This is a genomic window from Flavonifractor sp. An4, assembly GCF_002161755.1.
In the GTDB taxonomy this organism is placed as follows: domain Bacteria; phylum Bacillota; class Clostridia; order Oscillospirales; family Oscillospiraceae; genus Flavonifractor; species Flavonifractor avicola.
On sequence record NZ_NFIL01000010.1, the window covers coordinates 24,838 to 45,846 of the forward strand.

Consider the following 21,009-nt stretch of genomic DNA (forward strand, 5'->3'; position numbering starts at 1 on the left):
ATGAGCGAAACTGTAACCAAGAAGAAAGAGCCCGGCATGGCGACCCTTGTCATTGTGCTCTTTGCCATCTGCGCCGTTACCGCTCTGCTGCTGGGCCTGACCAACGAGGTCACCAAGCCCTACATTGCGGCCAATAACGAAAAGACCACCCAGGAGGCCATGGCTGCCGTGCTGCCTGCCGACAGCTATGAGAAGGTTACCGATCAGTACACCGGCGGCGACGCTACCGTGGAAGACGTCTACAGCGCCGGCGACGCTGGCTATGTGGTGCAGGTCAAGCCCGCCACTTCCTTCAGCGGCAACCTGACCATCATGGTGGGCGTGGACGCCACCGGAGCCTGCTCCGGTGTGTCCATCGTTAAGACCGGCGAGACCTCCGGCCTGGGTTCCAACGCCAGCAAGGAGGATTTCCGTGCCCAGTTCGTTGGTGCCACTGGTGAGGTCAATGTGACCAAGGATGGTGGCACCATCGACGCGCTCACCGGCGCCACCATCACCTCCCGAGGCGTATGCGAGGCGGTTTCCTCCGCTATTGCCGCCGCGGCCAGCATGGGTTAAGGAGGGAACGAACCATGAATGCAAGAAAACAACTGATGGACGGTCTGTTCTATCAGAACCCCGTTACCGTCCAGCTGCTGGGTATGTGTTCCACCATGGCCATCACCACCACCCTGTTCAACGGACTAGGCATGGGTGTGTCTGTGCTGGTGATCCTGACCCTGGCTAATATCATTATCGCTGCTCTGCGTAAGATTATTCCAAACAATATCCGTATTGCCTGCTTCATCGTGGTCATTGCCGGTTTCGTGACCATCGTGGACCTGATGCTCCAGGCATTCGTACCTGCCCTGTCGGCCAGCCTGGGTCTGTTTATCCCCCTGATCGTGGTAAACTGTATCATTCTGGGTCGGGCCGAGTCCTTCGCCTACAAGAACGGCATCGGTGCTTCCGCCATGGACGGTATCTTCCAGGGCCTGGGCTATACCATGATCCTGGTAATCATGTGTGTTATCCGTGAGTTCCTGGGCAATGGCACGATCATGGGCGGCCTGCTGGAGATCGGCAAGGACGGCAACCTGGTCTTCGGCCTGGGTACCGCCGCCGGCATTCGCATCCTGCCCGAGGGCATCCCCGCTCTGGGCATGATTCTCCCCGTGGGCGGCTTTATCACGCTGGCCGTGCTTATCGCTGCCATGCAGTACATCCTGAACAAGCCCAAGAAGGGCGAGAAAAAGGCTGAGGAGGTGGCCAAGTAATGGATTGGGCAAACCTGTTTACCGTGGCCCTTGGCGCCATCCTGGTCAATAACTTTATCGTGGCTCAGTTCCTGGGCATCTGCCCCTTTATGGGCGTGTCCAAGAAGGTGGAGACGGCCTCCGGCATGGGCCTGGCGGTCATCTTCGTCATGGGTCTGGCTTCCGCTATCTGCTGGCCCATCAATGAGCTGATTCTGGTGCCTCTGGGGCTGACCTTCATGCAGACTGTGACCTACATCCTGGTCATCGCCGCCCTGGTGCAGTTCATTGAGATGTTCCTGAAGAAGTCCATGCCCTCCCTCTATGAAGCCCTGGGCGTGTACCTGCCCCTGATTACCACCAACTGCGCCGTGCTGGGCGTGGTGCTGCAGAACACCCAGAACAGCTACGATTTTATTACCAGCGTGGTATACGGCGTCACTGGCGGTATCGGCTTCCTGCTGGTCATCGTGATCTTCGCCTCCATCCGTGAGCGGATGGAGTTCTCCAAGTGTCCCAAGGCCTTTGAGGGCTTCCCCATTGCCCTGATGGCCGCCGGCTTGGTGGCCCTGGCCTTCATGGGCTTCTCCGGTCTGAAGGTCTTTGGTTAAGGGAGGCGGATGAATCATGGATATGAATACTGTTATCTTTGCCGTTGTGGTCCTGGCTGTGCTGGGCGCCATCTTCGGCCTGGTGCTGGCCATCGCCGCCAAGGTGTTCGCTGTTGAGGTGGACCCCAAGGAGGAGGCTGTGCTGGCCTGTCTGCCCGGCGCCAACTGCGGCGGCTGCGGCTTCCCCGGCTGCTCCGGTTATGCTGCCGCTGTGGCCAAGGGCAAAGCCCCTGTCAATGCCTGCGCCGCCGGCGGCGAGGCTGTCGCCGCTCAGATCGGTGAGATTATGGGCGTATCTGCCGGCGCTGCTGTCAAGATGATCGCTCAGGTTCACTGCACCGGCTGCGGTCAGAACTACAAGCAGTACAACTATGTGGGCCTCCACGACTGCGTGGCCGCTTCCAAGCTGCCCGGCGGCGGTGATCTGGGCTGCTCCTACGGCTGTCTGGGTTTGGGCTCCTGTGAGAAGGTCTGCCCCTTTGACGCGATCCACGTTGTTGACGGCGTGGCCAAGGTGGACGAGGAGAAGTGTAAGTCCTGTAGCAAGTGCGTGGACGTGTGCCCCCGCCACATCATCGCTCTGGAGCCCTACAAGACCAAGCGTCACGTCACCATTCCATGCTCCTCTCACGACAAGGGCGCGGACGCCCGGAAGGTATGCGACAACGGCTGTATCGGCTGTTCTCTGTGCATGAAGAACTGCCCCAGGGAGGCCATCACCATGGTCAACAACCTGGCCGTCATCGACTACGAGAAGTGCATTGGCTGCGGCATCTGCGCTCAGAAGTGCCCCCGCAAGCTGATCATTGTGGATGGCAAGGTGCCCGAGGTCAAGCCTGCGGCGCCCAAGGCTGCCCCTGCTGCTGCCGCCCCCAAGGCGGAGGCTCCCAAGGCCGAGGCCCCTGCCGAGCCCAAGGAGTAATTCCAAATACAAAAAACAGGACCTGCTTTCGCAGGTCCTGTTTTTTGTTGCTCAGGTGCTTAGTGCTGGCCCAGCTGGAAGGAGGCGCACTCGGTGGAGGCGCACTTGGTGGCGTTGGGCTCGCAGCAGCCGACCTTGATCTCATTCAGGGTGCAGTAGTTCTGGCCGCCGCAGTGATGGGCACAGTTGGTGACGGAGCACTTGATGCTGTTGTTAGGGGTCTGGTTCATTGCAAATTCCTCCTTGTTACCGTGGTACGCTCCTAGTATGGGCGGAATGGAGGAACTCTATGCAGGTATGTAGTAAAAAAATCTGCCAAAAGGGGAGAGGAGGTGGAAAAACAGAGGAGTAAAGGCAGCTTAATCCTGTGCGGGATCGTCCTGATCTGCCGTTGTTTCCACATCGTCCACCACAGTGGGGATAAACTGGGGAGCAAATTTGCCCTTGCCGCGGTTTTTCACATAAAAGAAGCCGATGGTGGAAAAGACCACAGCGCCAATAAAATTCACGAACAGATCCTTCATAGTGTCGATAATGCCGATGTCCAGATAGCCGCCCAGCCCCAGAGATTGCTGGGCGCCGTCGGCAGTGACCACAATCACATCTGTAATATGTTTGATGGAGACAGGGTGATTGCCTCCGGTGGGGTCCAGCATCACCGAGCCAATGGAATTGACCACGGTATCCTTCTGCATATCCAGCAGGAAGAGCTGGTCCATCGAGAACTCAAAGAACTCCCAAAGCACGCCGATGGTCATAGAGAAGCAAAAGGCTACCACAGCCAGATAGACCGGAGAGAGGCTGAATTTTAGTTTTTCATTCCGGTTGAGGATGTCCAGCAGAGAGAAGCCGATGGCAGCGCACAGGAAACCGTTGAGGGTATGAAGCATGGTGTCCCAGTAGGGATACTGGATGTAGTAGGCTTGGATCTCACCAAGGATTTCTGCGGCAAAGATGAAAAGTAAGATGATAATTTCCAGCGTGTCCGGAATCTCCACACGAATGGTGCGCTCCAGGAAGGAAGGCAGCGTAAAGAGAAACAGGGTGAGAACACACAGAAACACGTTCTCAAAATTACCCTTGAAGGACTGGGCCACGATGGCCACAATAACCAGGGCCCGGAGAATGATATAGACTGCGGTCACACCGGGTTTGGCCTTTACCTCTTCTTTCAGCGCCTGTCGGCGCTGTCCCTTGGGGTGATGCTCTTTTTTCATGTTGTTACCTCCTGACCGACAGCGGGAAGTTGGGCCGCAGACAGCTCCCGATAGAGCTGGGCGGAGTGGGGCAGGGATTCCTGCTCATCCGGGCGCAGGGGCCGGACCGCTTTGGCAGGGGAACCCATCACCAGGCTGCCTGGCGGGATTACCGTGTTCTGGGTGACCAGCGCCCCGGCCGCCACCAGACTGCCTGCACCGATGACGCAGCCGTTGAGCAGGATGGCGCCGTGGCCTACAGTTACATCCCGGCCGATGACAGTGGGAAAGTCCGGGTCGCCGTGGACCACCGCCTGGTCCTGCACGTTGGAGCCTGCGCCCAGGCGGATGGAGCACTCATCGCCCCGCAGAACTGCGCCGTACCAGATGCTGGCAGCGGGGCCGACAGATACCTTGCCCACAAGGGTGGCATTGGCGGCGATTCTGGCCTCCGGGTGGAGCTGAGGAACATGGTTATCCAGAGAATGGATCATAGAAAGTGGGGCCTCCTTATCCGGATATATGGTATGCACACCATTATAGCCTGCCCCACATCAGCCCGCAAGTCAAATCTGCGTCACTGGTGCATAGACTGGGTTGGAGGTGAGCGCATGGAACTCAAACGCAATCAGATTACAGTAGGGGAGCTGCTGGACCATCCGGGCAGCCGGGCGGTGCTTCAGCGCCGGTTCCCTATGCTCTTCAAGCATCCCATCCTGGGGGCTGCCCGCTCCATCACCCTGGAGCAGATCCTCTCGGTAGCCCAGGCTTACGTATCCCAGAAGAAGATTGACGAGACTCTGAATGACCTGAGACGGGCATGAGGGACGCCCCCTTTCAGATACAAAAATCTGAAAGGGGGCGTTTTTCACGCTGGCTTTCGTCGGAACAGCCGGACATACCAGCGTAGAGAACCGGTATCCCGTGTTCGGCGCAGCAGTAGGGCGGTGAGTACCGTATCTACGCACAACAAAGCCGCAGCGGGTGGTGTGGCCCAGGTTGGAATGGCGGCAGCCAGCCAGGCAATCGTTGGATGGAGCAAATAATAGAGGGCCAGAGTCAATGCGCCCCAGTACAGGGAGAAGCGGAGGCAGATGTGCCGGCCCAGATGCAGAGGCAAATGGGAGTAATCCCAGAAGGATACCAGAAAGACTTTTTCATAAAAAAGACCCGCCAGAAGTTCTGCCGCCGTACAGATCAGAACTGCGGCGGGGAACAGCAGAAGCGGCTGGGCCCGTACACGCTCCGGCAGCAGGAGCAGACCCAGCGCGCCCAGCCCATAGACCGGGCAGGTGGGAAGAAGCAGGCGGCACTTCCGGTCCTGCTTGGATTCACCACTCAGCCGGGCATAGCCTACCTCGATGAGAAAGCCGACAAAGCTATAAATTAAAAAGATCCAAAACAGCGACATGGCATAGCCTCCTTTGCTTTTTAGTGTGGGCATAACCTGAGCAAAGGATACCTGTCAGTCTTTACACAGAGCCGGGCAGATTGAACGGCGTAGATGTCAAGGAGGAGTGGGAAAAAAGTAGGAAATTTGTCCATTCTGCTCTTGCCGGAACGGGGGGGAATATGATACGATAGAAAAAATTCAAAAGGGGAAATGAAGCGTCATGCGGCATTTGATCGACTTTGGAGACCTGTCAAGGGCGGAGTGGGATTCCCTGTACCAGCGGTGCAGTGATATTATGGACCACCCCGCCGATTTTATGGACGCCTGCCGGGGGCGGGTGATGGCCAGCCTGTTCTATGAGCCCTCTACCCGCACCAACTTTTCCTTCCAGACCGCCATGCTGCGGGTGGGCGGTACCGTGTTCGGCTTTGCCGATCCTAAATCTACCTCAACCGCCAAGGGCGAGACCCTGAAGGACACCATCAAGATGGTGTCCGGCTACGCCGATGTGGTGGTCATGCGTAACCCCAAGGAGGGCGCCGCCAAGGCTGCTTCTCTTTACTCTGATGTACCGGTGATCAACGCCGGAGACGGCGGCCATATGCACCCCACCCAGACCACCGCCGACCTGACCACCATCACCCGCCTGCGGGGCGGTGTGGACGGCCTGTCCGTGGGCCTGTGCGGTGACCTGAAGAACGGCCGTACCGTTCACTCCCTCATCAAGGCCCTGGCTAAGTTCAAGGGCATCAAGTTTTTCCTCATTGCTCCCCGTGAGCTGGCGGTGCCCGAATATATGCGGGCCTTCATGCGGGAGAATGATATGTGGTTTACTGAGGTCACCGGCCTGGAGGCCGTCATTCCCCAGCTGGATGTGCTCTATATGACCCGTATCCAGCGGGAGCGCTTTGTGGATCCCCTGGAGTACGAGCGCTGCAAGGGCATTTACGTCCTCACCCGCCGGAAGCTGGACCGGGCCCGGAAGAACCTGCTGGTGATGCATCCCCTGCCCCGTGTGGACGAGATCGCCATCGACGTGGACGACGATCCCCGGGCGGTCTACTTTGAGCAGGCCCGCTATGGTATGTATGCCCGTATGGCGCTGCTCACCGACCTGGCTAATCAGGACCGTATGAGCCCCGGCGCCGTGGAGATCGGCACCAAGCCGGTGTGCTCCAACCCCAACTGCATCACCCAGACCGAGCACTACCTGCCCCCCCTGGTGAAGCAGAACGGCGGCGTGGATTGCTGCGCTTACTGCGACAAGGAACTGCGGTAAGCCAGAGGCTTGACATTTTCCCGAAAAGTGCATATACTATGTCCCAAAGGCTAAGATGGGAAGGAGTACCCCCGCGAAAGGTACAGAGAGGGGCCGGTTTGGTGCAAGGCTCTCCGGCGGTGGGGGGAAGGTCGTCCCAGAGCTCTGCCCCTGAACCACAGTAGGGGGCGGCGGAATCCTCCCGTTACAGAGGCAATGAGTGTCCTCATTTGAGGAAATTCAGGTGGTACCGCGGACTAACAGGTTCGCCCTGAGCAACAGCTTGGGGCGAACCTTTTTTGCCCCGAAAAGGAGTGTAACAGATGAAGAAAGAACTTCCCAAGGTCTATGAACCCCAGGAGGTGGAGGGCCGCGTCTACGAGATGTGGGAGAAAAACGGCTGCTTTGAGGGCCACCGTGATCCCGATAAAAAGCCCTTCACCATCGTCATGCCGCCCCCCAACGTCACCGGCCAGCTCCACATGGGCCATGCCATGGACTCCACCCTCCAGGATATCCTGATCCGCTTCAAGCGGATGCAGGGCTACGCCGCCCTGTGGGTGCCCGGCACCGACCACGCCGGCATCGCCACCCAGATCAAGGTGGAGGAGGAGCTGCGCAAGAACGAGGGCCTGTCCCGCTACGACCTGGGCCGGGAGAAATTCCTGGAGCGGGTGTGGGACTGGAAGCACAAGTACGGCAACCGCATTGTGGAGCAGCAGAAGAAGCTGGGCGCCTCCTGCGACTGGTCCCGGGCCCGGTTTACCATGGACGAGGGCCTCAGTAAGGCTGTCCGCCATGTGTTTGTCTCCCTGTACAAGAAGGGCCTGATCTACAAGGGTTCCCGCATCATCAACTGGTGTCCCCACTGCGTTACCGCCCTGTCCGATGCCGAGGTGGAGTATCAGGACAAGCCGGGCAACTTCTGGCACATCCGCTATCCCATCCAGGGGGAGGAGGGCCGCTATGTTATCGTGGCCACCACCCGGCCCGAGACCATGCTGGGCGACACCGGCGTGGCGGTCAACCCCAACGACGAGCGGTACAAGGACATTGTGGGCAAAAAGTGCATTCTGCCCCTGGTGGGCCGTGAGATGCCCATCGTGGCCGACGAGTATGTGGACATGGAGTTCGGCACCGGCTGCGTGAAGATGACTCCCGCCCACGACCCCAACGACTTTGAGGTGGGCCTGCGGCAGAACCTGGAGACCATCCGTGTGCTGGACGACAACGGCAAGGTGGTGGAGGGCTACGGCCGCTACTCCGGCATGGACCGCTACGAGGCCCGGAAGGCCATTGTGGCCGACCTGGAGGAGCAGGGGTATCTGGTCAAGGTGGAGCCCCACCAGCACAACGTTGGTACCTGCTACCGCTGCCACAACGACGTGGAGCCTCTCATCTCCGCCCAGTGGTTTGTCAAGATGAAGCCCCTGGCCGAGGAGGCCCTGCGGGTGGTCAACGAGGGTGAGGTCAAGTTCGTCCCCGACCGCTTCTCCAAGATCTACACCAACTGGATGGAGAACGTCCACGACTGGTGTATCTCCCGCCAGCTGTGGTGGGGCCACCAGATCCCCGCCTGGACCTGCCAGGAGTGCGGCCACATCACCGTGTCCGAGGACGATCCCACCGAGTGCGAGCACTGCCATTCCCACAACATCAAGCAGGAGGAGGACGTGCTGGATACCTGGTTTTCCTCTGCCCTGTGGCCCTTCTCCACCCTGGGCTGGCCTGAGGAGACCGAGGACTACAAGTATTTCTATCCCACCGACGTGCTGGTCACCGGCTACGACATCATCTTCTTCTGGGTGGCCCGCATGATCTTCTCCGGCTGTGAGCATACCGGCAAGCCCCCCTTCCACACCGTGTTCATCCACGGTCTGGTGCGGGACGACAAGGGCCGCAAGATGTCCAAGTCCCTGGGCAACGGCATTGATCCCCTGGAGATGGCCAACCAGTACGGCGCCGACGCCCTGCGCTTCAACCTGGTGACCGGCAACTCCCCCGGAAACGATATGCGCTTCTACACCGAGCGGTGCGAGGCCATGCGCAACTTTGCCAACAAGATCTGGAACGCTTCCCGCTTCCTGATGATGAACCTGACCATCGACCAGTGCGAGCTGCCTGAGAAGCTGGAGCTGGAGGACAAGTGGATCCTGTCCAAGCTGAACAGCGTCATCCCCGAGATCACGGAGAACATGGAGCGCTACGAGCTGGGCGTGGCCGCCCAGAAGGTGTACGACTTCATCTGGGATTCCTACTGCGACTGGTATATCGAGCTGACCAAGACCCGCCTCCAGGGCGAGGACGAGGACTCCAAGGTGCGGGCTCAGCAGGTGCTGTGCTATGTGCTCACCCAGATCCTCAAGCTGCTCCATCCCTTTATGCCCTTCATCACCGAGGAAATCTGGCAGGCCCTGCCCCATGAGGGCGACTACCTGATGCTCCAGCAGTGGCCGGAGCACCACGCCAACCTGGACTTCCCCGAGGAAGAGAAGGCTATGGAGCTCATCATGGACGCCATCCGGGCCATCCGTGCCCGTCGGGCCGAGATGAACGTGCCCCCCTCCAAGAAAGCGCAGCTCACCGTCTCCACCCTGGAGCAGGCTGTGTTCCACCAGGGCACTCCCTTCCTGAAGCGTCTGGCCTATGCCAGCGACGTGAAGGTGGTGGAGGCCACCGATACGGTGGACGCCCAGGGTATGGTGACCATCGCCACCCATGCGGCCCGGCTGTATCTGCCCCTGGCTGAGCTGGTGGATCTGGAGAAGGAGAAGGCCCGCATCCAGAAGGAGCTGGACAAGAACCGCAAGGAGCTGGACAAGCTGGAGACCAAGCTGAATAACCCCGGCTTTGTAAACAAGGCCCCCGCCCAGGTAGTGGAGGCCGAGCGGGAGCGGGCGAATAAGCTGAAGGCTCTGCTGGTCAAGCTGGAAGAATCTGCGGCTGCGCTGGGCTGATAAAATTCTCGAAAAACAGAGAAACGCCGCCATCGAACGCGGATGGCGGCGTTTCTGTGCCCATATTGTCATACTTTGTTACACAACTGTGGTTGTGCTCCAGAGCAGAATCGGATAAAATGTACAGTAATATTGTACGGCCCAGTTTGACCCAGGCCGTGGAAAGGAGGTTGGAGCGTTGAAAAGACTGATCCCATTGCTGGCGGTACTGCTGCTGCTGGGCGGATGTACCGGGTCCTGTCAGGATACCGGGGCGGTATCTACCGCGCTGCCCAGTGCCGCATCCACGCCTGAGGTGGAGCAGAGCGCCGAACCTACCCCCTCCGCGGAGCCCTCACCCATCCCAACGGCCCAGCCCACTGTTATGCCGGAACCTACGGCCTCTGTGGAGCCGGAGCCCTCTGCGGAGCCTTCGCCTACCCCCACGGCCTATGACGGACCTAACGATGAGGAGGTATTGTCCGCCTACCGGGCGGCGGTGCAGGCCTTCTGGTGGTTCCAGGTGGAGCCCCTGCCCTTTGATGAAACGGACAGCCGCGAGGTAGACGGTGCCACCTATTATCGGGTAGACTATCCCGGCATTGACAGCACGGTCAGCCTGCGGGGTTACCTCAAGAGCCTCTTTTCCGACGATCTGGTGGAAAAGCTGCTGCCTTATGACGGAACCCAGTATGTGGACATCGACGGCGTCCTCTACGTCCAGGACGGCGGCCGGGGCACCGACATTACCAGAGGCGCCGAGACCGCCCAGGTCCTGCGGGACGGAGACCCAAACCGCTGTACCGTCCGGGTGACGGTGGAAGTGCTGGACCCGGAGCAGGACGGCGCGGTGGTGGATACCCTGACGTTTGACTTCCCCTACGAAAAAGTGGGGGAGAAGTGGATCTTTACCGATTTTTCCCTGGTCCGGTGAGTCCTTCGACAAAATATATACCCCATCTGTGATAGGATCGCAGTATACCAAAAATTGGTATACTGCGATTTTTTTGTACAGGGGGGATATGCCATGGCAGTGACCTGCAAAGCAGAGAATCGGGCGCTGTACGCGGCCATTGACGGCGAGGTGGACCACCACCGGGCCAGACAGATTTTAGGCGAGTTGGTACGGCAGATCGACCTAACCATGCCCCGTCATCTGACGGTGGATCTGGGGGGCGTCAGCTTTATGGATAGTTCGGGGATCGCCGTACTGCTGCGGGCCAGCCGACGGATGAGCGAGCTGGAAGGGACCATGGAGGTGGTCCATGTGCCTGAGCAGGCAGGCAAGGTGCTTCGGGCAGCCGGGCTGGACCGGTTGATCAAATTTGAATGACGGAGGAACTACATAATGAAACCGATGAATGAGGCCACGGTGGTCTTTCTCAGCCGGTCGGCCAACGAGGGCTTTGCCCGTACCACGGCGGCCTGCTTTGCCGCTCAGCTGGACCCCACTCTGGAGGAGATCAACGATATCAAAACGGCGGTGAGCGAGGGAGTAACCAACTGCATCGTCCACGCCTATCCGGACAAGCTGGGGCTGGTCCAGATGCGGCTGCGGCTCTTTGAGGACCACACCCTGGAGATCCAGATCAAGGATAAGGGCGTGGGCATCTCCGATGTGGAGCAGGCCCGACGCCCCATGTTTACCACCGGCGGAGAGGAGCGCAGCGGTATGGGCTTTACCATTATGGAGAGTTTTATGGACGGAGTGAAGGTACGCTCCACCCCGGGGAAGGGAACGGTGGTGACCATGCGCCGCAGGATCTCCCGACGGCTGGGAGGGGCGCAATGAATGTGGCGGATACCCCCGATCTGCTGGAGGAGGCCCGCCGGGGGGATAACGAGGCCTGCGCCAGGCTCATTGAGGAGAATGGTGGGCTGATCTGGTCCATTGTGCGCCGCTACTACGGCCGGGGAGTGGAGCCGGAGGACCTGTATCAACTGGGCTGCCTGGGCTTTGTGAAGGCGGTGCGGGGCTTCGATCCCGCCTTTGGCTGTCAGTTCTCCACCTATGCCGTGCCCAAGATCGCCGGTGAGATCCGGCGCTACCTACGGGATGACGGCGCTATTAAAGTCAGCCGCGGTCTGAAAGAGCGGGGGATGGCCATCCGGGCGGCCAGGGAACGGCTGTCGGCCTCCCTGGGCCGGGAACCCACCTTGTCCCAGCTGTCCGAGGCCACCGGGCTGGAGCCGGAGGAGATTGCAGCCGCTGAGGAGGCGGGGCTGCCGGTGGCCTCCCTCCAGATGGAGACAGGGGACGGCCTGACCCTGGAGAGTGTGTTGGGCACCGAGGGTATCGAGGAGGGTATCGTGGAGCGTGAGGCCCTGCGTACCGCCATCGCCGCCCTGCCTGACCGGGAGCAGCAGGTGATCCTGCTGCGCTACTACCGGGGTATGACTCAGGACCGGGCGGCCCGGGTGCTGGGGGTGAGCCAGGTCCAGGTATCCCGCATTGAGCGCCGGGCGGTGGAGCGGCTGCGAAAGAAACTGGAGGAGTGAGGGATGCGGACAAGCTGAGGGAGGCTGGCGTGTATTTGTCCTGTGCTGAGCATGACTTTGTTTGGATGAGAGGAACTTCATGGTGGTTTTTCTCGTCCAAAGGGAGTATAATGACCAAACAGAACAAAAAACGCAAGGAAGATGGATTGATATGGAAGATATTCTTTATATTGTCGTTCCCTGCTACAACGAAGAAGAAGTGCTGCCAGAGACCTCACGCAGGCTGAAAGAAAAGCTGGAGGCCCTGATGGCTGCCGGAACTATTTCCCGGGAGAGCCGGGTTCTTTTTGTCAACGACGGTTCCAAGGACAAGACCTGGCAGCTCATTGAGGAGCTGCACCAGAGCAGCCCCATCTTCTCCGGCGTGGACCTGAGCCGCAACCGGGGCCATCAGAACGCCCTGTTGGCAGGGCTGATGACCGCCAAGGAGCGGTGCGACATGGCCATCTCCATGGACGCCGACCTCCAGGACGACATCGATGCGGTGGACGCCATGGTGGAGCAGTATTATGCCGGGTGTGACATCGTATATGGCGTGCGCTCTTCCCGGAAGAAGGACACCTTCTTCAAGCGCTTTACCGCCGAGGGCTTTTACAGGCTGATGAACTCCATGGGGGCGGAGACGGTGTTCAACCACGCCGACTACCGCCTTATGTCCCGCCGGGCCCTGGAGGGGTTAGCTCAGTTCAAGGAGGTCAACCTGTTCCTCCGGGGGATCGTGCCCATGATCGGCTACCGCACCGGTACTGTGGAGTATGAGCGGGGAGAGCGCTTTGCCGGTGAGAGCAAGTACCCCCTGAAAAAGATGCTCTCCTTTGCCATGGAGGGCATCACCTCCCTGTCGGTGAAGCCCATCCGCATGATTACTGGCCTGGGTTTCCTGGTGTTTCTGGTGAGTATTGCCATGCTCATCTACTCCATCGTCCGCTGGGCCATGGGTGAGACCATTTTGGGCTGGGCCAGTCTGATCTGCTCCGTGTGGGCCATCGGGGGACTGATCCTGCTCTCTTTGGGCGTCATTGGTGAGTACATCGGCAAGGTCTATCTGGAGACTAAGGAGCGGCCCCGGTTCCTGATTCGTGAGGTATTGGAGGACAAGCATGGCAAAGCTGATTGATAATTCTATCCCCAAGTTCCTGCTGGTGGGGGTGGGCAATACCCTGCTGTCCATGGTGCTCATGTTCCTGCTGGAGGGGCTGGGCTACTGGCCCTCCACCGCCATCGCCTATGTGGCGGGCGCAGTGATGAGCTTTTTCCTCAACCGCCACTTTACCTTCCACAGTGAGGAGACCTTCCTGCGCTCAGCGGTAAAGTTTGCCATCAACGTGGCGGTGTGCTATGTGATTGCCTATGCCCTGGCCCAGCCCATCGCCGGTTGGGTGCTGGGTAATACCGGCATGGATCCCATCTGGCAAGAGCGCCTCACCAAGCTGGGCGGTATGGCCCTGTACACCATCCTCAATTATTTCGGCCAGCGGTTCTTTGCCTTCCAGAAAAAGAAGCATTAAATTTATGTGAAATCCCCCGGCGTTCTCTTGCGTCCGCCGGAAAATGGGGGTAGAATAGGGCCAGCATTTCAGCCACTATACCGCAAGGAGGTAGGAAAATGGCCTTTTTTGATGATTTGAAGGATAAAGCCACCGACCTGGGTCGGGCCGGCATGGCCAAGTCCAAGCAGCTGATGGAGATCACCAAGCTGTCCCTCAACAATTCCGGAGAGGAGGACGCCATCCGCAAGGCCTATCTGGAGATCGGCAAGCTCTACTATGCCGAGCGGGGAGGTGCGCCGGAGCCGGGCTACGCCGCCCTCTGCCAGCGGATCACCACCGCCAAGATCAACATTGAGGAGAACAAGGCCCGTATCGCTCAGATCAAGAAGGACGGGACCCTGTCCGACGAGGATATTTCCCAGGCTGCCGCTCAGGCTGCCCGCGATCATACCGAGGAATAAAACAACCAAAGCCCTCTGCCGGTTCGGCAGAGGGCTTTTCTTATGCCTGTAACTGGATTGTAACTGGACAAATATCCACTTCAAATGTAGTATAATGATATCCACTACAAATGAAGTTGGTGATAGAGATGAAACGACTCCCCGATACCGAGTTAGAAGTGATGAAAGCCCTGTGGGCTTCGGGGCCGGATACCCCACGCTCTGCCCTGGAGACCGCCCTGGAGGGCTTTTGCTGGGCCTCCAATACGGTGAATACCTATCTGACCCGCCTGGCGGAGAAGGGCTTTGTGGCCGTCCGCCGGGAGGGAAAGAGCAACTTGTACACCCCGCTGGTCAGCCGGGAGGACTACCTGGCCTTTGACAGCCAGGCGGTGCTCTCCAAACTGTACGGTAGCTCTCCCCGGAACTTCCTGGCGGCCCTGGCCAGAAATGGCCTGGAGGAGCGGGATCTGGACGATCTGCGGGATCTGCTGGATAAACTGAGCGGGGAGAAGCAGAGATGACAGACTTTTTGACCTCCATGGCGGGCGTGAGCCTGGGAGGCGGGGCGGTAATCCTGCTGTTGGTGGTGTTGGCCAAACTGACCCGGGGACGATACGGTGCCAGGTGGCGGTGCTGGGCCTGGCTGCTGCTGGCCCTCCGACTGGCGGTCCCCCTGCCGCTGCTGCCCGCCGGGGCAGAGACCGCTCCCATACAGATCCAGGTGCCGCCGGACCGGGTGATCTACCAGCCGATGCGGACACCCCGGCCCAGTGCGGCTCAGCCCTCCCAGCCGGTTCAGACGGCGGCTCCATCTGCGGCACCCTCGTCTGTCCCGGTCTCCACCCCTGCGCCTGAGGTTCTGCCCACAGAGCAGACCCAGCCCGCCCCCATCACGGTGGGCGGTATTCTGCTGGCCCTATGGGTAACCGGTGGTGCGGCAGTGCTGGGGTGGAATCTCATAGCCCATTTCCGGTTTAAAAGATACCTGGCCCGGTGGTGCCGCCCGGCGGAGGATGCGGGCACTATCCGCCTGTTCAACGGACTGTGCGACAGCCTCTCCCTCCAGCGCAGGCCACGGCTGCGCCTGTGCCCCGGGCTGGCGGTACCCATGCTGGCGGGGTTGTTCAGGCCGGTGCTGCTGCTGCCGGAAGACGCCGGAGGTCAGGGCCTGCGCTACGCCTTGCTCCATGAGCTGATCCACTACCGCCGCCGGGACATCTGGCTGAAAACCCTGGTGCTGTGGGTGAACGCCGTCCACTGGTTCAACCCCCTGGTGTGGCTGATGGTGCGCTCCGTGGAGCGGGATACTGAGCTGGCCTGCGACGAGGGGGCCCTGAAGCGGCTGCCCCAGGAGGAACACGCCGCCTACGGCAGAGCGATTTTGCAGGCCGTGGCTGCCCTGAGAAAGGAGAAAGCATGACATTACCAAAGACCCGGCTGTCCACAGCCATGAGCGGCTCGGCCAGGGAGACCGAAGGACGGGTCCGCAATCTCTTTGTCAAGCACAGACGGCCCGCCCTGGTCCTGGTGATGGCGGTGGGATTTGCCATCGGCCTGTGCGGCTCCCTGGTGGCCTGCCGTGCCCAGGTTGGCCAGGAGCAGCGGCTGGATGCCCTGTATGATGCCGCTGAGGTCAGTTTTGATGGGAAACCTCAGCGGGAGGAGCTGGCCTGTATCCAGGGCCAGGGGGGCACCCTGGTAGCCGGCCATTTTTACGACGACTATCCCCACTGTGCCCTGGTCATCGGCGTAGAGGATGACCGGGGCCAGCTTACTGGGCCGGTGTTTTCCGCCACCTCCAGCGGCGGAAGACCCCAGGTTTCCACCTTCCGAAAGGACGATGTGGACTATCTCCTCTACACCGTCAACGGCGGAGGGCAGGGTTACACCTATGGAGAGGGGGGCCTGCTGGCCTTTGACGGCACCGACTTTACCTGGGTCTGGCCCATGAAGGGGGATCTGCGGCAGGAGGACGCCCAGGTCTGGATGGAGTACCAGAACTACTGGGAGGATCAAATACCCCTGCCCTGTCCCGGCGGGGTAGAGATCTTTCAGGGTGCGGATGACTGGCGCCTGTATGGCCAGGGTCCCCAATGGTCCTTTCGGGAGCGGCTCCAGCTGACGGGGGGGTACCATGCCCCTGAGCGGGTTATGAATGAGCTGCGCAGGGTTGTGGAGAGCCGCACCAGAGACCAGGATAACCCCTGGCAGGCCAGCAATACCTCCGCCCAGTGGCAGATCGTCCAGGTGACGCCGGGGGAGGAGACCCTGTGCGGACAGCGGTACACCCTGCTGGCCTGCTCTGTTTTGACGGGAGAGGAGTGGCTGGGAATGGAGGTGCTGCTCTGCCCCACGTTCTGGAGTGGTGAGGAGCAGCTCTGGCCCAATCTCATCCGGGTGGTCACAGGGAGCGAGGAGGAGGTGCGGCAGGCCCTGTCGGAGGAAAACCGGCAGGTGGAGACCGAGCGGATTACCATGACCACTGCCACCGGGAGAAACCTGTCCCTGGAGCTGGAACTGGAGCCGCTGGACCAGCAGCCCTATTGTCTGGCAATCGAGCAGATCCGGGTCTATGAGGGTGACACACCGCTTCAGTTCATGGCGGTGGAGGACGATGTGTATACGCCGGACAGCTTCTACCAGGGCCTGTTTCTGATCCGGGACCCCAATATTGGGGAGCCGGATATCCGGGACCTGAATTTTGACGGTTCCCCCGATTTGGGCCTGCTGGCGGAGTCGAGCTTTCCCCACAATGTGAGCTATGTGTGGTTCTTGTGGGACGAGGAGACGAGCCGGTTTTCCTTTTCCACCTACCTGTTTTCCAATCCCACCCTGGACGTGGAGAACCGACAGGTGGTGGAACACATCCGGGGGGATGTGGGCCGTCCGGAGGAGGCGGTGTATGTCTGGACTGAAGACGGTACCCTGGAGCAAATCAGCTACAGACAGCTCAGCTGGTCATGAGAGAGGAGGGCCATTATGAACGTGCCCCATACCCGGCTGTCTACCCGCATGAGCGGGTCGGCCAAAGAGACCGAGCAGCGCCTGCGTAATCTCTTTGCCCGGCACAAGCGGCCTGCCCTGCTTTTGGTAGGGATGGTGACCCTGGCCATAGGCCTGTGCGGAGGGCTGGTGGCCTGCCGAAGTACCGCGCAGGCCGGAAGTTTGACGATGGGCACCCAGTATTATGACGCCCTGGGCAACTATATTGAGATCCCCAGGCTGACGGTGGAGGGAAAGGGCGCCCAGGAGGTCAACCAGGCCCTGGCCGCCCTCAAGAGCCAGTATCAGACCGTTATGGATGCCACCATGAATACGGCAGGGGGCCAGCGGTGCCTGTTTTATCCCGCGGTCACCGAGCGGTACGATAACCTGATCTTCTATCTGGACTCTGCCAGCTCCGGCAACGACGGTGATATCTACACCCTGGTCTACGACCGGCAGGAGGATCGGGTGGTCACCCTGACGGAGGCCCTGGAATTGGCGGGTACCACGGAGGATGCCCTCTGCCGGGGAGCGGAGGAGTACCTGAACGGGGAACTGGCGGGGACGGAGGTGGCCCTGGCTGCCCGAGATGGGGCGGTGACCGGGTTCCGCATCCGGGATGACGGGGGCGTGGAGTTCTACCTTACCTGTATGACCGACGATGCCGACTCGGCGGTGGACGCTGTGGATGGCTGGCAGCACCTGCTGGTGTATGCTGACGGCAACTGGCGCCACTACAACTGCAAGGCCACCTTGATGCTCACGGAGGAACTGCTCATTCCGGCGGAGGAGCTGGCCGGCTTTGATACCCCCCTGTGGTACCAGTGGGGCCCATCCGGCGGAGAACCGGAAGGGGGCTTTGTGATGGAACAGATTCCTCCCCAGGTGGAGGAACAAGTCCTGCAATATATGAAAGATTCTCTGGGCTATTCCGAACCGCCTATGGAACTGATCCTCTGTGCCAGCTTCCATGATTTGAGTCGGTTGGATCTGGCGGAAGAATGGCGGGATATGGACGCTCTGGAGTGCTATGGAATTACCTATGGCGCCAACGGTACCTATGTGGGCGAAGATCTGCTCTTTTTCCGTAAGGGCGAGCAGTATACCTTCGTCGGATCGCTGGGAGAGTATGATTCCGAACAGGTGGAGCCCACTCGGTTGGCTGCTGTAGGCACCTATAATTATCGGATTATGTACTGGATGCTGGAGCAGGGCATCCTTACCGCCTTCCCCGAGGCGGATGCCATGCTGCGGGACACGCCCATGCCGCTGGCGGCCCGGAGCGCTACGGTGGCCTATTTTTACAGCAACAGGCCGGCGGATATGTCGATTTTCTTTGCCGACCAGGCGCCGCTCCAGCCGGAAGGACGCACCATGCGGATCGATGAAGCAAGCTACCTGGGCCTGCGGCAGCTTTACGAGACCTACGGTGTGGTCTATCAGCTAAGGTGCAGCGGCTGGGAGAATGGAGACTGGTATGCCTGCCCGGAACCCCTGTGGCTGGTGTTCCAACTGGGCCAGGGAGGAGACATGACTACCGTCCTGGGTGAAAGTGTGCCCAGGGAAACGGTGGAGCAGGCTGCGCTGGAGCAGGGATACCATCTGGTGGATGGGACAGTGGCCCTGTGGCGGGACGGATACCCCAACCCGGCGGGGCCGGCCAGTGAGGTGGGCTTTTTCTGGGAGGAGCCTGTGGTCACCGTCCTGGAGGACGCGGACCCCATCTACCAGGAGGGGGACTGGTGGCAGCAAATGGAGTGGGAGGGCCTTTCGACCCTGTGCTACTGCAATGCCGACGGCAGCTACGCCATCCAGCGGCTGGAGACCACACGAACCGACCTCTCTACCGACCGGGGCATCCGGGTGGGTTCCACCCGGGCGGAGGTGGAGGCGGCCTACGGGGAAAAGCTGTCCCGTACCGACTATTGGAGCCTGTATCCCGGGGAAGATTATCTGTGGTACTGCGCGGATCCGGAGGGCTGGGGGGCAGCCATCCTCTTCTTCTTTGATGGGGACCAAGTGAGCCGTATCGTACTCAACAATATGTTTAGTTGACATAAAACGAAGGGGCCTGCCGCGGCTGCGGCAGGCCCCTTTCTCATCAGGTGGTAAGGGTGGTGGAACGGCGCTGAGAGAGCCACAGTCCCGCCAGGATGAGGACGATGGCACCCAGGGTGAAAAGGGTCACCGGCTCCCCCAGGATGAGGAAGGAGGCGGCCACGGTGATCACCGGCATCAGGTAGAGATACACATTGGTGGCTACCGGGCCAATGAGGGCGGAGGCCCGATTCCAGGCCAGGAAGCACAGAGCGGAGGCCACCACGCCCAGGTACACCGTATTGCCCAACATCACCGGTTGGGCAAACCGGGTCAGATCAAAGGTGATGCCGGTACCCAGGCAGAAGGGGAGGGTAAAGAGGACACCCCAGAAAAAGACCTTCCGGGTGACCAGCAGATCGTTGAGGCCCTGACGCTGGGCGGACTCCAGACACAGACCGTAGACGCCCCAACTGATAGCGGAGCCCAGAGCCAACAGACAGCCGATGGGGTTGAAGTCAAAGGATTCCCCCTCCGCCAGGGAGATGAGGGCGATACCTGCCATGGCGAGAACAAAGCCCACAAAGAAGGAGGCTCCAGGCCGGGTGGTTCAACGGCACAGCCACAGCAGCGGCGCGGTAAACATGGGTGCGGAGGAGACGATGAGGCCTACGGTGGAGGCCATGGAAAAGGTGAGGGCGTAATTCTCCAGCAGAGAGTAGAAGGTGAGCCCCGACAGGGCGGCCCCCAGGAAAGGCAGCTCAGATCGGAAACTGCGGGGGAGATGGGGCTTTGGAGCACAGAGAAAGAGAATGGCCCAGGCCAGCACAAAGCGGAAGATGAGGATCTCTACCGGATGGAAGGCATCCAAAAGTACCTTGGTGGAGATATAGGTGGTACCCCACACAATGGAGACAGCCAGGGCCAGCAGATGGCCAAAGGCGGGAGAACGGCTCAAAATGGGCACGCTCCCTTCTGGTTTAATAGGAAAGAAACACCCCGCCTGCTGACGCAGGCGGGGCGAAAACTTTGATATGATCTTTACCTGCCAAGCAAAAATCACAGAATGCGGCGGGCAGCGATATACACGTTGGCGTAGTGGCCGGTCATCAGCTGATCGATCTGCACCTGATACTTGTTGGTAGAGGCGTGGATGAACTGGCCGTTGCCGATGTAGATGCCCACATGAGAGGCGGGGTAAGAGGTATTGTAACGGAAGAATACCAGATCGCCGGGCAGCAGCTCACTCTTGGAGACCGCCACACCGTTGGACAGCTGGGTAGAAGCGGTGCGGTTCAGAGTGTAGCCGAAGTGGCGATATATGTAGCTGGTGAAGCCGGAGCAGTCAAAACTGTTGGGTCCGTTGCCGCCATAGACATAGGGCACACCCAGAAACTGCTTGGCGTAGCTGACGATCTGCTGGCCCATGCTGCTGTCGGAAGCCACAGCCACGGCGGTGGTGCCGTCGCCGCGGGAACCGGCGGAGTCCTTGCAGGTCACCATATACTCGCTGCTGACATAGCCAACAGCACCGCTGGAGGTCTTGATCTTGTACCAGCCATTATTGATACCCACGATGGTGACAACCGCGTTGTCGTTGAGGGTGGTCACCTTGCTGTAGGTGGTGCCAGGCCCGCTGCGCACGTTCAGGGTGGAGCCGCCGGTCTGAACCAGACCGTAACCGATGGTCACATCGGCCTGAGCGGAGACCGTCAGGTATTCGCCGGACATATAGCCTTCCACGGTGTTGTAGTCCACCTTGTACCAACCGTTGCCGGCGTCCTCCAGAATGACGACGGTGTCACCTTCGGAAGCAGTAGCCAGGATGGTGGAAGTGGTGTTGGCCTCGTTGCGAAGGCGAAGGGCGTCGGTATTGACGGTGCCCACGCCGCTGGCGGCGGAAGCGCCGATCATACAGACGGCGGAAACGGCGACGGTCAGGAGCGTGGTGCGCAGAAGCTTGGCAGGTGTTATCATTGGTAGAATTCCTCCGTTCTGATCGTT

Annotated in this window: 25 protein-coding genes and 1 other annotated feature; of the genes, 18 read left to right on the top strand and 7 right to left on the bottom strand. The window is 60.0% G+C overall.

Translation table 11 applies throughout. From position 1 onward, the window contains the following. From B5F94_RS06340 to rnfB, 4 genes are read left to right on the top strand one after another with little or no spacing between them, the layout of a single operon-like run. The gene (locus tag B5F94_RS06340) at positions 1 to 558 is read left to right on the top strand and encodes an RnfABCDGE type electron transport complex subunit G (RefSeq protein ID WP_087187712.1); all 558 of its coding nucleotides are present in this window, start codon (positions 1 to 3) and stop codon (positions 556 to 558) included. Positions 559 to 572: 14 nt separating this feature from the next. Next, a complete protein-coding gene (gene rsxE, locus B5F94_RS06345) occupies positions 573 to 1,256 on the top strand; it encodes an electron transport complex subunit RsxE (RefSeq protein WP_087187713.1) in 684 nt (227 codons plus the stop codon). After that, positions 1,256 to 1,846 carry an electron transport complex subunit RsxA gene (gene rsxA, locus B5F94_RS06350; protein WP_087266850.1) on the top strand — a complete coding sequence of 197 codons (591 nt, stop codon included), beginning with the start codon at positions 1,256 to 1,258 and terminating at the stop codon, positions 1,844 to 1,846. Before rsxE ends, rsxA begins: the two co-directional genes overlap by 1 nt. Before the next feature lie 22 nt (positions 1,847 to 1,868). Next, complete coding sequence (gene rnfB / locus B5F94_RS06355) at positions 1,869 to 2,768, top strand: RnfABCDGE type electron transport complex subunit B (RefSeq protein ID WP_087328874.1); 900 nt, start codon at positions 1,869 to 1,871, stop codon at positions 2,766 to 2,768. A gap of 59 nt (positions 2,769 to 2,827) precedes the next feature. Here the strand turns inward: rnfB and B5F94_RS06360 are convergent, their stop codons facing one another. The 3 genes from B5F94_RS06360 to B5F94_RS06370 form a co-directional block, all read right to left on the bottom strand. Continuing rightward, positions 2,828 to 2,998 carry a DUF1540 domain-containing protein gene (locus tag B5F94_RS06360; protein ID WP_087187715.1) on the bottom strand — a complete coding sequence of 57 codons (171 nt, stop codon included), beginning with the start codon at positions 2,996 to 2,998 and terminating at the stop codon, positions 2,828 to 2,830. A 129-nt stretch (positions 2,999 to 3,127) separates the two neighbouring features. Continuing rightward, on the bottom strand, positions 3,128 to 3,985 hold the full coding sequence (locus tag B5F94_RS06365) for a hypothetical protein (RefSeq protein WP_087328824.1): 858 nt from the start codon (positions 3,983 to 3,985) through the stop codon (positions 3,128 to 3,130). Further along, positions 3,982 to 4,458 carry a gamma carbonic anhydrase family protein gene (locus tag B5F94_RS06370; protein ID WP_087328826.1) on the bottom strand — a complete coding sequence of 159 codons (477 nt, stop codon included), beginning with the start codon at positions 4,456 to 4,458 and terminating at the stop codon, positions 3,982 to 3,984. Before B5F94_RS06370 ends, B5F94_RS06365 begins: the two co-directional genes overlap by 4 nt. A gap of 117 nt (positions 4,459 to 4,575) precedes the next feature. Between B5F94_RS06370 and B5F94_RS06375 the strand changes: the two genes are divergently transcribed. After that, positions 4,576 to 4,788: a hypothetical protein gene (locus B5F94_RS06375; RefSeq protein ID WP_087187718.1), complete on the top strand. Its 213-nt coding sequence runs from the start codon at positions 4,576 to 4,578 to the stop codon at positions 4,786 to 4,788. A gap of 44 nt (positions 4,789 to 4,832) precedes the next feature. On the opposite strand, the gene B5F94_RS06380 is transcribed toward B5F94_RS06375, so the two are convergent. After that, complete coding sequence (locus B5F94_RS06380; RefSeq protein WP_087328828.1) at positions 4,833 to 5,375, bottom strand: putative ABC transporter permease; 543 nt, start codon at positions 5,373 to 5,375, stop codon at positions 4,833 to 4,835. Positions 5,376 to 5,577: 202 nt separating this feature from the next. On the opposite strand from B5F94_RS06380, the gene pyrB reads away from it, so the two are divergent. The 13 genes from pyrB to B5F94_RS06445 all read left to right on the top strand — a co-directional run bounded on the left by pyrB (position 5,578) and on the right by B5F94_RS06445 (position 19,023). Then, positions 5,578 to 6,636 carry an aspartate carbamoyltransferase gene (gene pyrB, locus B5F94_RS06385; RefSeq protein WP_087266839.1) on the top strand — a complete coding sequence of 353 codons (1,059 nt, stop codon included), beginning with the start codon at positions 5,578 to 5,580 and terminating at the stop codon, positions 6,634 to 6,636. Positions 6,637 to 6,679: 43 nt separating this feature from the next. Further along, positions 6,680 to 6,892, top strand: a binding site (T-box leader). A gap of 46 nt (positions 6,893 to 6,938) precedes the next feature. Further along, positions 6,939 to 9,572 carry a valine--tRNA ligase gene (locus tag B5F94_RS06390; protein ID WP_087328830.1) on the top strand — a complete coding sequence of 878 codons (2,634 nt, stop codon included), beginning with the start codon at positions 6,939 to 6,941 and terminating at the stop codon, positions 9,570 to 9,572. Between the two features lie 178 nt (positions 9,573 to 9,750). Then, positions 9,751 to 10,485 (top strand): hypothetical protein, encoded by a 735-nt coding sequence (locus tag B5F94_RS06395; protein ID WP_087328832.1) that lies wholly within the window; start codon positions 9,751 to 9,753, stop codon positions 10,483 to 10,485. Between the two features lie 93 nt (positions 10,486 to 10,578). Continuing rightward, positions 10,579 to 10,884 carry an STAS domain-containing protein gene (locus tag B5F94_RS06400; protein ID WP_087266830.1) on the top strand — a complete coding sequence of 102 codons (306 nt, stop codon included), beginning with the start codon at positions 10,579 to 10,581 and terminating at the stop codon, positions 10,882 to 10,884. 15 nt (positions 10,885 to 10,899) lie between these two features. Then, the gene (gene spoIIAB / locus B5F94_RS06405) at positions 10,900 to 11,343 is read left to right on the top strand and encodes an anti-sigma F factor (RefSeq protein WP_087328834.1); all 444 of its coding nucleotides are present in this window, start codon (positions 10,900 to 10,902) and stop codon (positions 11,341 to 11,343) included. After that, positions 11,340 to 12,050: a sigma-70 family RNA polymerase sigma factor gene (locus tag B5F94_RS06410; RefSeq protein WP_087187725.1), complete on the top strand. Its 711-nt coding sequence runs from the start codon at positions 11,340 to 11,342 to the stop codon at positions 12,048 to 12,050. Before spoIIAB ends, B5F94_RS06410 begins: the two co-directional genes overlap by 4 nt. Before the next feature lie 151 nt (positions 12,051 to 12,201). Next, the gene (locus tag B5F94_RS06415) at positions 12,202 to 13,167 is read left to right on the top strand and encodes a glycosyltransferase family 2 protein (protein WP_087266820.1); all 966 of its coding nucleotides are present in this window, start codon (positions 12,202 to 12,204) and stop codon (positions 13,165 to 13,167) included. Continuing rightward, positions 13,151 to 13,558: a GtrA family protein gene (locus B5F94_RS06420; protein WP_087266817.1), complete on the top strand. Its 408-nt coding sequence runs from the start codon at positions 13,151 to 13,153 to the stop codon at positions 13,556 to 13,558. The genes B5F94_RS06415 and B5F94_RS06420 overlap by 17 nt, the downstream gene beginning before the upstream one ends. 98 nt (positions 13,559 to 13,656) lie before the next feature. Then, positions 13,657 to 14,001, top strand: a complete 345-nt coding sequence (locus B5F94_RS06425) for a serine proteinase (protein WP_242955335.1) — start codon at positions 13,657 to 13,659, stop codon at positions 13,999 to 14,001. A gap of 128 nt (positions 14,002 to 14,129) precedes the next feature. Then, positions 14,130 to 14,504 carry a BlaI/MecI/CopY family transcriptional regulator gene (locus tag B5F94_RS06430; protein ID WP_087266814.1) on the top strand — a complete coding sequence of 125 codons (375 nt, stop codon included), beginning with the start codon at positions 14,130 to 14,132 and terminating at the stop codon, positions 14,502 to 14,504. Beyond that, positions 14,501 to 15,403: a M56 family metallopeptidase gene (locus B5F94_RS06435; RefSeq protein WP_087328836.1), complete on the top strand. Its 903-nt coding sequence runs from the start codon at positions 14,501 to 14,503 to the stop codon at positions 15,401 to 15,403. The genes B5F94_RS06430 and B5F94_RS06435 overlap by 4 nt, the downstream gene beginning before the upstream one ends. After that, on the top strand, positions 15,400 to 16,947 hold the full coding sequence (locus B5F94_RS06440; RefSeq protein WP_087328838.1) for an XAC2610-related protein: 1,548 nt from the start codon (positions 15,400 to 15,402) through the stop codon (positions 16,945 to 16,947). Before B5F94_RS06435 ends, B5F94_RS06440 begins: the two co-directional genes overlap by 4 nt. A 15-nt stretch (positions 16,948 to 16,962) precedes the next feature. Then, positions 16,963 to 19,023 (top strand): hypothetical protein, encoded by a 2,061-nt coding sequence (locus B5F94_RS06445; RefSeq protein ID WP_087328840.1) that lies wholly within the window; start codon positions 16,963 to 16,965, stop codon positions 19,021 to 19,023. Between the two features lie 46 nt (positions 19,024 to 19,069). Here the strand turns inward: B5F94_RS06445 and B5F94_RS06450 are convergent, their stop codons facing one another. The 3 genes from B5F94_RS06450 to B5F94_RS06460 form a co-directional block, all read right to left on the bottom strand. Beyond that, positions 19,070 to 19,588 carry a DMT family transporter gene (locus B5F94_RS06450; RefSeq protein ID WP_087328842.1) on the bottom strand — a complete coding sequence of 173 codons (519 nt, stop codon included), beginning with the start codon at positions 19,586 to 19,588 and terminating at the stop codon, positions 19,070 to 19,072. 27 nt (positions 19,589 to 19,615) lie between these two features. Continuing rightward, positions 19,616 to 19,963, bottom strand: a complete 348-nt coding sequence (locus B5F94_RS06455) for a DMT family transporter (RefSeq protein WP_158099486.1) — start codon at positions 19,961 to 19,963, stop codon at positions 19,616 to 19,618. 101 nt (positions 19,964 to 20,064) lie between these two features. Continuing rightward, entirely contained in the window at positions 20,065 to 20,982 is a 918-nt protein-coding gene (locus B5F94_RS06460; protein WP_087328846.1) for an SH3 domain-containing C40 family peptidase, read from the bottom strand. Positions 20,983 to 21,009 lie beyond the last annotated feature (27 nt).

Bases quoted from the DNA above. Each gene is read 5' to 3' on its own strand.
- B5F94_RS06340 (WP_087187712.1), top strand. From the start codon at position 1: ATGAGCGAAACTGTAACCAAGAAGAAAGAGCCCGGCATGGCGACCCTT.
- rsxE (WP_087187713.1), top strand. From the start codon at position 573: ATGAATGCAAGAAAACAACTGATGGACGGTCTGTTCTATCAGAACCCC.
- rsxA (WP_087266850.1), top strand. From the start codon at position 1,256: ATGGATTGGGCAAACCTGTTTACCGTGGCCCTTGGCGCCATCCTGGTC.
- rnfB (WP_087328874.1), top strand. From the start codon at position 1,869: ATGAATACTGTTATCTTTGCCGTTGTGGTCCTGGCTGTGCTGGGCGCC.
- B5F94_RS06360 (WP_087187715.1), bottom strand. From the start codon at position 2,998: ATGAACCAGACCCCTAACAACAGCATCAAGTGCTCCGTCACCAACTGT.
- B5F94_RS06365 (WP_087328824.1), bottom strand. From the start codon at position 3,985: ATGAAAAAAGAGCATCACCCCAAGGGACAGCGCCGACAGGCGCTGAAA.
- B5F94_RS06370 (WP_087328826.1), bottom strand. From the start codon at position 4,458: ATGATCCATTCTCTGGATAACCATGTTCCTCAGCTCCACCCGGAGGCC.
- B5F94_RS06375 (WP_087187718.1), top strand. From the start codon at position 4,576: ATGGAACTCAAACGCAATCAGATTACAGTAGGGGAGCTGCTGGACCAT.
- B5F94_RS06380 (WP_087328828.1), bottom strand. From the start codon at position 5,375: ATGTCGCTGTTTTGGATCTTTTTAATTTATAGCTTTGTCGGCTTTCTC.
- pyrB (WP_087266839.1), top strand. From the start codon at position 5,578: ATGCGGCATTTGATCGACTTTGGAGACCTGTCAAGGGCGGAGTGGGAT.
- B5F94_RS06390 (WP_087328830.1), top strand. From the start codon at position 6,939: ATGAAGAAAGAACTTCCCAAGGTCTATGAACCCCAGGAGGTGGAGGGC.
- B5F94_RS06400 (WP_087266830.1), top strand. From the start codon at position 10,579: ATGGCAGTGACCTGCAAAGCAGAGAATCGGGCGCTGTACGCGGCCATT.
- spoIIAB (WP_087328834.1), top strand. From the start codon at position 10,900: ATGAAACCGATGAATGAGGCCACGGTGGTCTTTCTCAGCCGGTCGGCC.
- B5F94_RS06410 (WP_087187725.1), top strand. From the start codon at position 11,340: ATGAATGTGGCGGATACCCCCGATCTGCTGGAGGAGGCCCGCCGGGGG.
- B5F94_RS06415 (WP_087266820.1), top strand. From the start codon at position 12,202: ATGGAAGATATTCTTTATATTGTCGTTCCCTGCTACAACGAAGAAGAA.
- B5F94_RS06420 (WP_087266817.1), top strand. From the start codon at position 13,151: ATGGCAAAGCTGATTGATAATTCTATCCCCAAGTTCCTGCTGGTGGGG.
- B5F94_RS06425 (WP_242955335.1), top strand. From the start codon at position 13,657: ATGGCCTTTTTTGATGATTTGAAGGATAAAGCCACCGACCTGGGTCGG.
- B5F94_RS06430 (WP_087266814.1), top strand. From the start codon at position 14,130: ATGAAACGACTCCCCGATACCGAGTTAGAAGTGATGAAAGCCCTGTGG.
- B5F94_RS06435 (WP_087328836.1), top strand. From the start codon at position 14,501: ATGACAGACTTTTTGACCTCCATGGCGGGCGTGAGCCTGGGAGGCGGG.
- B5F94_RS06440 (WP_087328838.1), top strand. From the start codon at position 15,400: ATGACATTACCAAAGACCCGGCTGTCCACAGCCATGAGCGGCTCGGCC.
- B5F94_RS06445 (WP_087328840.1), top strand. From the start codon at position 16,963: ATGAACGTGCCCCATACCCGGCTGTCTACCCGCATGAGCGGGTCGGCC.
- B5F94_RS06460 (WP_087328846.1), bottom strand. From the start codon at position 20,982: ATGATAACACCTGCCAAGCTTCTGCGCACCACGCTCCTGACCGTCGCC.